General features: G+C 64.1%; 10 protein-coding genes and 1 pseudogene. 2 read left to right on the forward strand and 9 right to left on the reverse strand.

Translation table 11 applies throughout. The annotated features are described in order from the left end of the window. Positions 1–84: 84 nt before the first annotated feature. The 3 genes and pseudogenes from EGM46_RS14065 to EGM46_RS15070 all read right to left on the reverse strand — a co-directional run. A complete protein-coding gene (locus EGM46_RS14065) occupies positions 85–2,694 on the reverse strand; it encodes a LuxR family transcriptional regulator (protein WP_125100757.1) in 2,610 nt (869 codons plus the stop codon). 661 nt (positions 2,695–3,355) lie between these two features. Further along, a complete protein-coding gene (locus EGM46_RS15065; protein WP_241156367.1) occupies positions 3,356–3,751 on the reverse strand; it encodes a hypothetical protein in 396 nt (131 codons plus the stop codon). A gap of 61 nt (positions 3,752–3,812) precedes the next feature. After that, positions 3,813–4,235 (reverse strand): annotated as a pseudogene (locus EGM46_RS15070) (DNA cytosine methyltransferase); the annotation flags it as partial. A gap of 265 nt (positions 4,236–4,500) precedes the next feature. Here EGM46_RS15070 and EGM46_RS14075 point away from each other — a divergent pair. Beyond that, positions 4,501–4,941 (forward strand): hypothetical protein, encoded by a 441-nt coding sequence (locus tag EGM46_RS14075; protein WP_125100759.1) that lies wholly within the window; start codon positions 4,501–4,503, stop codon positions 4,939–4,941. A 196-nt stretch (positions 4,942–5,137) separates the two neighbouring features. On the opposite strand, the gene EGM46_RS14080 is transcribed toward EGM46_RS14075, so the two are convergent. The 6 genes from EGM46_RS14080 to EGM46_RS15075 form a co-directional block, all read right to left on the reverse strand. Continuing rightward, a complete protein-coding gene (locus tag EGM46_RS14080; protein ID WP_125100760.1) occupies positions 5,138–5,515 on the reverse strand; it encodes a rhodanese-like domain-containing protein in 378 nt (125 codons plus the stop codon). An 86-nt stretch (positions 5,516–5,601) separates the two neighbouring features. Beyond that, the gene (locus tag EGM46_RS14085) at positions 5,602–6,159 is read right to left on the reverse strand and encodes a DUF4395 domain-containing protein (RefSeq protein WP_125100761.1); all 558 of its coding nucleotides are present in this window, start codon (positions 6,157–6,159) and stop codon (positions 5,602–5,604) included. A gap of 16 nt (positions 6,160–6,175) precedes the next feature. Next, positions 6,176–6,967: a sulfite exporter TauE/SafE family protein gene (locus tag EGM46_RS14090; protein ID WP_125100762.1), complete on the reverse strand. Its 792-nt coding sequence runs from the start codon at positions 6,965–6,967 to the stop codon at positions 6,176–6,178. A 20-nt stretch (positions 6,968–6,987) separates the two neighbouring features. Further along, entirely contained in the window at positions 6,988–8,406 is a 1,419-nt protein-coding gene (locus EGM46_RS14095; protein ID WP_125100763.1) for an MBL fold metallo-hydrolase, read from the reverse strand. A 204-nt stretch (positions 8,407–8,610) separates the two neighbouring features. Next, on the reverse strand, positions 8,611–8,985 hold the full coding sequence (trxA, locus tag EGM46_RS14100; protein WP_125100764.1) for a thioredoxin: 375 nt from the start codon (positions 8,983–8,985) through the stop codon (positions 8,611–8,613). Between the two features lie 28 nt (positions 8,986–9,013). Further along, positions 9,014–9,199: a hypothetical protein gene (locus EGM46_RS15075; protein ID WP_125100766.1), complete on the reverse strand. Its 186-nt coding sequence runs from the start codon at positions 9,197–9,199 to the stop codon at positions 9,014–9,016. Positions 9,200–9,320: 121 nt separating this feature from the next. On the opposite strand from EGM46_RS15075, the gene EGM46_RS14110 reads away from it, so the two are divergent. Then, positions 9,321–9,617: a metal-sensitive transcriptional regulator gene (locus EGM46_RS14110; protein ID WP_125100765.1), complete on the forward strand. Its 297-nt coding sequence runs from the start codon at positions 9,321–9,323 to the stop codon at positions 9,615–9,617. Positions 9,618–9,648 lie beyond the last annotated feature (31 nt).

Below are 9,648 nucleotides of genomic sequence, written 5' to 3' on the forward strand. Positions count from 1 at the left end.
GAGGTCTCGGGGTTCAGTGCACTCTTATGAGGGAGTAGGTGCCTGCGGAGAGACATGTCGGTGATAGACAGGCGTCCTATGGGCCTACTGGGTCTCACTCAAGTTCGATTCGAAACCGCCCGGGGACGAGGACTCGAGATGCAGGGCGAGCGCTCTCCGGTTCGGGAGATCTAGCTTGCGCATGATTCGGCGCATGTGGCTCTCGACCGTGCGGACGCTGATGACGAGTTGGTTCGCGATCTCCTGGTTCGTTCGTCCCTGTGCAGCGAGGTTCGCCACCTCTTGCTCTCGCTCAGACAACACGATGCGATATGAGCCGAACCGGGCTGAGTCGAGCGGATTCCCGTCTGCTCCTTCACGAACGCCGCGTTCCAGTTCACGCATCTCCTCGGCTCGCGCGTTGCAGTCAGATTCCTCAAACCACTTGGCTGCAAGCTGGTATCCAGCTACAGCAAGTCCGAGCCGTCCAAGCTGTTCTAGGTCTCGGGCAGCGCGAGAAAGGGCTTCAGGGTCATGCCTGTAGGAGGCGACGACATACTTGCCCTGTGCCTGCCTCACTAATGCCTCGGGGATCTGGGAAAGAAACTCGTCCAGGGCTTGAATCCGCTCGTCGGTTGGGGCGATCTCAAGCGATACGAGCAGGAGTAGGCTCGCAGCGAAAGTAGCTCGCCTCGCCCACAGAGCCTCGCCGGCTGCCCACAACTGGTCACTGGCTTCCCCCGGGCACCCGTTGAGGATCAGCTCCTGCGACACAGACCACGCCAATGACTGGCCCGGAAGGGGGCCATCGCATAGCCGGTATTGTTCGATGTCAGCGACATATCGCTCGACCAGCGATGCCTGGCCTCGTCGGGCAGCGGTTACCGATGCGACGGCTAGGAGCGCAGCTTGAGTACCGGGCGGGAACAAGCTGGGCCCCGTCGAAACGAAGACGGAGTCAAGTAGCTTGTCCATGTCGCGGTAGTTTCCCGAATGGATGTGGCAGGCGGCGAGGGCGGCTCCGAACGCCCGGAAGGCCTCCACATCCAAGTAGCCGCGCGCCTCCTCAAAACCGGACCTCAGGAGCTGCAGCGCTTGTTCGTGCGCGCCTTCTCCCAGCAGTGCGTGGCCGAGAAGCACTCGGGGTTGATGCCGAGTTCCTTGGGGATCAAGAAGCTGGACCTCCTGGTAGACGCGCTTCGCATCGGCGAAGCGGCAGCGACTTACGAGCACGAGCATCTGAGCCTCGTACAGCGCAAGCTGAACCGCGCAGGGCAAATCGTCAGTCACTTCGAGTCTCTCGGGATAGTCATCGGGTATCTCTCGGAGGTGGGCGAGAATGACCACTTCGGCCGCATTCATCATCCGCCCGAATCGTCCGAGTCGCGCGGACGCATCTTGAAGGAGGGCGAGAGCCTGGTCTGCCATGTGGCCCGCGAACGCCAGCCAGTATGCCTGCTGCACCAGATACTCGGCCAGCTCCTCTTCGCCGCCGAGCGTCTCATCGGTTTCGGCGAAGACTTGCATAGCGAGTGCTAGCCCTGAGTTCGTATGGGAATAGAGCAACGTATTCAGATAGCGAACCGCGCTCCCTGGGTTTGGGTTCGATTCCCACTCTGCCCCGGCAATAAGCTGTCGTGCCCTCGCTCGCTCCCAGATCAGGGCGGCAAGGAGCGCGTCACTGTCCGGACCAGGTGCCGGGGTCGCAGGGGTCCCCGGCAGCGCAACTGCGGAGTCAGTCGCCCCGATCCTCGTCAGAACGAGTTCGGTAAGCCGGGTACGGCGAGCCGACGACGGCTCGTGCCTGAAGTACTCGACCAGCAGCGGTGGCATCACAGTGACAAGCGTGCGTGGGGCACTCGGGACTATCGCCACGAGCGCACGCTCTTCCAGCAGCTCGAGTGTCTCCCAACTGACCAGCTTCTTCACGGTCTCGATATCTGCCGCCCCGACCATCGCAATGATCTCGAGCGCGTCCCGCGCCTCAGCAGGAAGCCCCTCCAGATGCGTTTCAAGGACGGCACGCAAGCCAGAACTCCAGAGTTCACCCGAGCTCGTCCAGCTCCCACCGAGGCCCCGAATGAGGTGCCCCTCCCTCACCACGGCATCAACGAGTGAGATTGCGAGGCCTATGCTCCCTCCGGACTTCGCATAGATAAGGTTCATCGTGCCCGTCTCGATGCTCGCTCCGAGATGGTCCTGCAGTGCGTTTTCCATCTCCTCAAGACGAAGGGGCGCCATATCAATGACATACGTTGGCTCCAAAGTGGACGCCGGGAGGCCACTTGGAGTGTGCCGCGCTTGGAGACCTTGCAATCGGGAGAGCACCAGCGGGACGCCACTTGACCGACGTACCGACTCGATGACTCCCCAGGAACTCTCGTCGAGGTCATCCCAATCGTCGACGAAGATGGCTGTACGTTTCTCAGACACGCGAGAGAGCAGTCCCGCTGCCGCGCCTTGCAGGCCCGTAGCTCCCCGGGACGGCGTATCGCCACTTGCGTTACTGAGCTGAAGCGCTGCAAGCGGGTGCTGTTTCAGGGAAGCGATCCCTCGAATGGTCGTTACTGACCATCCTTCTTCGGTGAGGCGGTCACCGAGTGTCGCGAGGAAGGCTGTCCGGCCGCTACCGCGGCCCCCAACGATATCGAGGCTCTGATTCGAGCGCACGATACTCAGGGCCATGTCGAGAATTTGCTGGCGTCCAACGATCATGGGAGCACGCTTTCTCAAGACACCCAACCTGCTGAATAAAATATAACATTCGTTTTACCGCCGGAGAAGACCTCATCGCAATGACGGAGCGCCAGCGGGTTGCCGCCAGCCATGCAGCTCAATACCTGAATGAGCGAATCTCGTAGGCTGCCCGCGAACACTCTTGGCGACGCCGGATGAACTCGGATTGGTGGCGCGCCTCCCATGGGCTCAGTGTCACCCGTCAGGCGGGGCGGCTCCTGGGCCTATTTCCGCGGATTCGCCGTGAGTTCTCTTTCGTCTTGAGAGGTTGGGGAGACCCGAGCAAACTTACTTGGGTATGGTCGCTTGCGGAGGTCAGGGGTTTGCGGCGAAATCCTGGAAGGGGGCGCACATAGGTCGGATCATCTTCAGAGGCTTCCAGGCTTAGCGTGAAGAAGAGAGCGTAGCGCTACCGCAGCTTGCAGAGGAAGCACCCCATTGCCGACTGCTGCGATCTGTTGATTCGCGGTGAGCCCGAACTGCGGGTCGGACACCCAGCCGTTCTCAAGCCCCATGAGCCACTCGAGGAACGCTGGAGACGGGCGCGGAGTGCCCAGGTTGTGCAGCAAGGACGGTGAAGGCGCCGGCCTGCCGGTGATATGTTGCCACCGAGCTATTGCGTGCACATACCGTCCCCAGCCTAGAGAATGCCGTCGATCAGCGACCACAGTGTCTCCGATTCGTTCCTCCATCTGGGTGAGCCACTCGGATCGTGCAATGCGAGATCGATGATCTGGTGTGAAAGCGCGATCGTTCCCCGGCGCGCCCGCACCTGATCCAGATTCTCCCCACCACGGGAGGCGTCGGAGGCCAGCGGTGTGCGGAACAGTGGCACGGGCGAGGATGAAGACGCGGAATCGGGGATGTGGAGCGCCGACGAGGGAAGCGGGTAGGCCGATCCATCGCGCGTCATACCGGAGGTCGGCCAGGTCTCCGAGTACGGCGCCGAGCGCCCGGAGAGGTCGAGCTGGCTGGTTTCCCAGACACCAGAGGTCGGGTTCCAGGTTGCGAAGGGTTGCGGGGTCAGGGGTTGCATGTTCGTCTCCTTGAGGGGTTGCATCTTCGGGGGTTGCGCGGATCGCAGACGCTGAGAGCAGGCCACGCACGTTCTCGATCACGACCCACTCGGGGCGGATCTGGTCGATGGCGTCGGCCATGTTCGCCCACAGCCCGGAGCGAGTGCCGGGCGCGAGGCCGGCCATCTTCCCGACGGTCGAGACATCCTGACAGGGGAACCCGCCGCAAAGGATGTCCACCGGATCAGCCGCGCGCCAGTCGATCATGGTGATGTCGCCAAGGTTCGGCGCGTCCGGCCAGTGATGGGAGAACACGCGGGCGACGGGTTCGTTGATCTCCGAGAACCAGACCGTGCGCGCCCCGAAGACGTGTTCGACAGCGAGGTCGAGGCCACCGTAACCGGAGAAGAGCGACCCGACCTTGAGCGGTTCGGGGCCGAGAGTTTCGGGATGTGCGTGCATCGGGGTTCCTGCCGGTTGGCGATCCCGGCAGCACCCCTCCATCGAGGTTCCAGCGCGCCGAGCTGATCACCTCACAGGTGCACGCCGCCATACCCGCGCCCTGCTCACCCCGGTACCGCATCCACAGGCCCGCTCGCTTCTCCCGCGCCCCGACCTCACCGCCTCTCGTCCTCAGCCATCTCTCCGCCTCCCTCCTGTGCCTCCACGCGTCTTGCAGATGCGGTTTCAGAACCCGCGAGTACACGCAGAGCCACCCGCGCGCACCTCCTTCCCGACCACGACCGAGCGTTCAGGAAGGACGGCACCGATGAACACGAGAACGACATACCAGCCGGGCCAGTTCGAGGCGTCGGGGTGGGATTCCGGCACCCCGGAACGCAAAGCGAGGTTCGTGAACGCCCTGCTCCGGTTCATCGCGGCAGACTGCCCGCGCGAACGCTTCACCCGAGCGCTCTACCAGGGGCTCTCCACCCACGGCTACTTCGGGTTCATCGAGCACTACGACCTCGACGGCTTCTACGACGCACAACTGTCCACCCCGGAACGACGAGCGAACTTCCTGAACGAGCTACGACGCGACTGCGAGCGTGACGCGCACCTCGACCGCCCAGACCTGTGGAGCGACGTGAAGCGAGTGCTCGCCGAGCGACTGCAACCCCAGGAGTTGCAGGCGTCGGTCAGACGGTTGCCGGCTCCTGTGCGGCGGCGGCCTGCGGCGAGCAGGCGCGACGGGTTGACGCTCTTCTGACTCACCGCGGGGATTGCATGAGATTGCGCGACGCAACCCCCGGTTGCACCCCCGAGGGAAGCGCCCGGGTCAACGGGCTTGATGCGCCTGATAAGAGCCGACGATGGATGCAAGTATCGGCTGCGCTCTGTCGTCGTGGGCCATAGGATCGCCGCCCATCGCAGCACCGATCACCACAGAGGTCAGGAATCTGTTCTTAGTTCACGATCGGCAGCCCGGTCGTCTGGGCTGCTTGTTCGAGTGATTCGAGGTTGGTGAGGTTCGTGAAGCCGGCCTGCTCCATGAGCGCGATGGCCTGGCCGGAGCGGTTGCCCGAGCGGCAGTAGATGAGGTACTCCGTGTCTGGGTCGAGGTTCGGGATCGCGGCAGCGAGGTCGCCGCCGTTGAAGTCGAGCAGCTTGGCACCGTCGATGTGCCCTGCTGCGTACTCTGCGGAGGTGCGCACATCGATTATGAGCGTGTCTTCGCCGACTTCGATTGTGTTTGCGCCAGCCGTGTTCGGCGCGGATGTGCAGGCTGCCAAGCCGAGGAGGAGCGTAACAGCGGATAGGGAGATAGCGATTGAACGATGCATGGCGAGTGATCTTTCTGTTTGGTGCGGGTGGGTTCTGATGGCGGGTGGCGGACGAGCCAGGGTGTCGAGTGTTCGGCTGGCGCAGATCAGCGCGCGGCGACACGGGTACTGGAACCCGCATCGCAGGTGCCGCCTGGACAGTACATGAGCGGTTGTTTGCCGAAACGGCCCCGTAGGGCGCAACCGATGCAGATGCCGAAGGCAGTCTCGAGGAAGAGCAGAGTCAGACAGACACCACAGAGCGCGAGGGTCAGCCAGAGCGGTGCCGCGAACAGACCCATGCTCGCGCAGGCGACGAGGGAAAGGCCGAAGCCTAGCCACCAGGCAAACTCCTTCTGCGGCGCACCTACCCATTCCGGGCGCTGCCCCTTCACTGCCAGGCGACCGAGCAGCAGAGTGGGAGACCAGCGGTCACCTGCGGTCACGCGCAGCAACATATCGATCATGAAGAACATCCCGAAGGGTTGCAGTGGCCGCGCTGATCCGGTGAAGAGAGCCGTTGCGAACGCGGCTCCGCCCAGCAGAAACAGGATCCCCGCGGCCGCGCGAACGGCCCGCTCGTCAATGACGGGGATCGCGTACCCGGGGACGATTCGGCCAATGCGCGAGGCTCGGGATTCGGTGTTGAGAGCGTCAGCGATCATTGGCGGCATCTTCCGTTCAGACTGAGGCGAACAAGGACAGGAGCGCAGGGGCTTCCTGGACGAGCACGAAGGTGCCCATCAGGAGCACGAACACGCCGAATCCTTTGCGGAGCGCGCGTTCGGGGATGCGCCCGGCCAGGGCGACCCCCGCGAAGGATCCGGCGATGGCGGTCGCCGTGAATGCGAGCACGATCGGCCAGTTGAGTTGCACCGAGAACAGGTAGCCACCGAGACCCGCGAATGACTTCATCGCGATCACGAGCAGCGAGGTGCCGACCGCGATCGCCATCGGGAGCCCGCCGAGCAGGTTGAGGGCGGGAACGATGAGGAAGCCGCCGCCCGCGCCGACGAGGCCGGTGGCGATGCCGACGAGCAGCCCGTCGAGGAGGATGCGCAGGATCGGCCGCGAGTGATCCCCAGCCTGCGCCGCGCTGCCGCGATCCTTGCGGCCGCGGATCATCGCGGTCGCGGTGACGATCATCATGATGGCGAACAGGATCATGAGAACGACCCCGGGGATGACCCCGCCGATCAGGCCGCCCGCGAAGGCTCCGATCATGCCCGCGATGCCGAAGAGGGCCCCGGTCTTCCAGCGCACACGGCCCGATCGGGCGTGGCTGATCATGCTGACCGCGCTGGTCGCACCGACGATGAAGAGGGAGGCCGCGATGGCCTCGCGGGGCTCCATTCCCAGCACATAGGTGAGGATAGGGACGGTGAGGATCGATCCGCCACCGCCCAGGAGGCCGAGGGAGACGCCGACGAGCGCCGCCAGGGCGAGGGCGATGGCGATCAGATGGGGTTCCATTCGGATGCCTGGTGCGCAGGTCAGGCGGCAAGGGGCACGTTGCCGGGGCGTGCCGCCCAGGCGGCGTAGCTGCCGTCGAGTTCGGCGATGTCGTACCCGTGGCGGCGTAGTGCGCTGGCGGTCACGCTATTGCGCACCCCGCTCTGGCAGTAGGTGACGATCGTGCCGGCTTCGGGAGCCGGGAGACGGTCGAGGTTCCAGAGCACGCGACCGCCGGAGAGCTGAACTGCGCCCGGGAGGTGGCCCTCGGCGTACTCGGTTCGGTTGCGCACATCGAGCAGCATGACCCGCTCGAAGCCGTCAAGATCCTCAGGTTGCACGAGCTTCGGGCTGACGAGTTCGAGGCCCTCGAGGGAGGCGATGTAGCCGCGTACCGTGTCGATGCCGACCCGCAGGAGATGGTCCCGCAGCTCTTCGGCCTCCTCGCGCGACGCGGCGAGCAGCACGAGCGGGCGATCCTCGACCTGCGGATCGTAGACCCATGCGCCATAGCTCGCGGCCTTCGCAGCGCCCGGGATGTTCAGGGAGCGCGCCACGGTGCCCGTGTGCACCTCACTGTTGTGGCGGGTGTCGACGAAGATCACGGAGTCTGCTGCGAGCGCCGACCGGAGCTCGTCTGCCGTGTACTTGATGAGCTCGGGCGCCTCGCCGATGACGGCGGGGCCGACTTTGTTCTCGATCTTCATGCGACCGAAGTAGGCGTGCGCGTCGGGCTGGCCGCTGAGCAGCTCGTCAACGAAGCCCTGTTCATCGTCGTTCCGGAGGTACTCGGCCCACCAGGAGAAGTTGCGCTCGTAGCCGACGGTCGACGCGGCGATCGCGCCCAGTGCTTTGCCGCAGGCAGAGCCGGAGCCGTGCGCAGGGAGCACCTGCACGTAGTCAGGCAGGGTGAGGAAGCGGTCGCGCAGGCTTGCGAAGAGATCCCGCGCTCCTTGGAAGCGGGTGTCGATGAAGCCGGCGGCCTCGTCGAGCAGATCAGGTCGGCCGAGGTCGCCGACGAACACGAAGTCGCCGGTGAGCATGAAGCCGGGCTCGCTCGACTGCGCCCCGTCGGTGATGAGGAACGACAAGTGCTCTGGTGTGTGCCCCGGCGTGTGGGACGCCTCGACGGTGATGTTGCCGAGCAGGATGCGGTGGCCGTGCTTCATGCGGATCGCGTCGTCGAAATCGGAGCCATAGGTCCAGTCGGGGCCTCCCTCGTCCGACACGTACATCTGCGCGCCCGTTCTCGCCGCCAGTTCCCGAGTGCCGGAGAGGTAGTCGGCGTGGATGTGGGTCTCGGTGACGGCCACGATCCGCATTCCATTTTTCTCGGCGAGATCGAGGTAGACTCCGAGGTCGCGGCGAGGGTCAACGACGATGGCCTCGCCTTTCGCTTGGCAGCCGATGAAGTAGCTCGCCTGTGCGAGATCCTCGTCGTAGATGCGTTCTAGCAGCATGATCAGTTCCTTTTCGGGTGAGGAGAGGTTCAGGGTGTCAGTCGCAGGTGCAGCGATCGGCTTCGGGCACGCCATAGAGGGCGTCCTCGATGTGCTGGCCGCAGCCGGTCCAGGTCGGTTTACCGCAGGCGGAGCAGGTGATTCGTGCGCACATGATGAGGGTCCTTTCTGACGATGCGCTGGATGGAGGGGGCCGAAAAGCTCTTAGGAGACGGGTTGCGTGTCGCGTTCGGCGATCTGTCGACGCACGTCATCCATATCGAGGTCGCGTGCGCCCTGGATGAGCTGGTCGAGCTGCGCCGGAGCGAGGGCACCGGGCTGCGCGTACACCATGATCCCGTCGCGGAAGACCATCAGGGTCGGAATCGAGGTGATGCGGAACTCGGCAGCGAGCTGCTGCTCGGCCTCGGTGTCGACTTTGCCGAACACGATGTCCGGGTGCTGCTCCGAGGCCCGCTCGAAGGTGGGGGCGAAGGCCCGGCAGGGCCCGCACCACGCGGCCCAGAAATCGACGAACACGACCCCCGCACCATTCACGGTGCTCTCGAAGGTGTCCGCTGTCAGATTCTTCGTCGCCATGACTTGCTCCGCTCCCGTCCGTCTCGGTTCAGCGGCCGAACAGGCGGGAGAAGAACCCGCCCCGGTTGGCCTTTGCGGCATCGATCTGCGCCTGACTGTGTTTGCCGTTGCACCACTCCGACGCAGGCACTCCCGCCCTCACCATCGCGACATGCTGGCCGCACCCCGCCCAGGTCGTCTTCCCGCATGTACGACAGGTCGTCGCTCGACACATCACGTTCTCCTCAATCAAGTTGATACCCCTGGGGGTATTGAAGCGAATGGCATAACTATACCCATGGGGGTATCCTGATTGTCAAGTCAAGGCGGTTCACCCCAGAAAGAAGGCAGAGATCATGAAGCAGGAGACAAAGACAGGCGCAGTCCCGGTTCAGCATGACGCCGAGTCGAAGCGCAAGGTAGTGAACCGGTTGCGTCGCGCACACGGGCAACTCGCTGCGGTCATCAACGCAGTCGAGCAGGACGCGCATTGCCGCGATGTCGTGCAGCAGCTCTCCGCCGTCTCCAAGGCGCTCGACCGGGCAGGGTTCCTCGTGATCTCCAGCGCTCTGAAAGAATGCCTGAACCACCCGGATGCCGAGGGAGCCCCCGACCAAGACGAACTCGAAAAACTCTTCCTCACCCTCGCCTGAAACTCGACCTCAGTCAACACGGTCAAGTCCC

The sequence above is a fragment of the Leucobacter chromiireducens genome (assembly GCF_003917135.1).
Classification (GTDB): domain Bacteria; phylum Actinomycetota; class Actinomycetes; order Actinomycetales; family Microbacteriaceae; genus Leucobacter; species Leucobacter chromiireducens_A.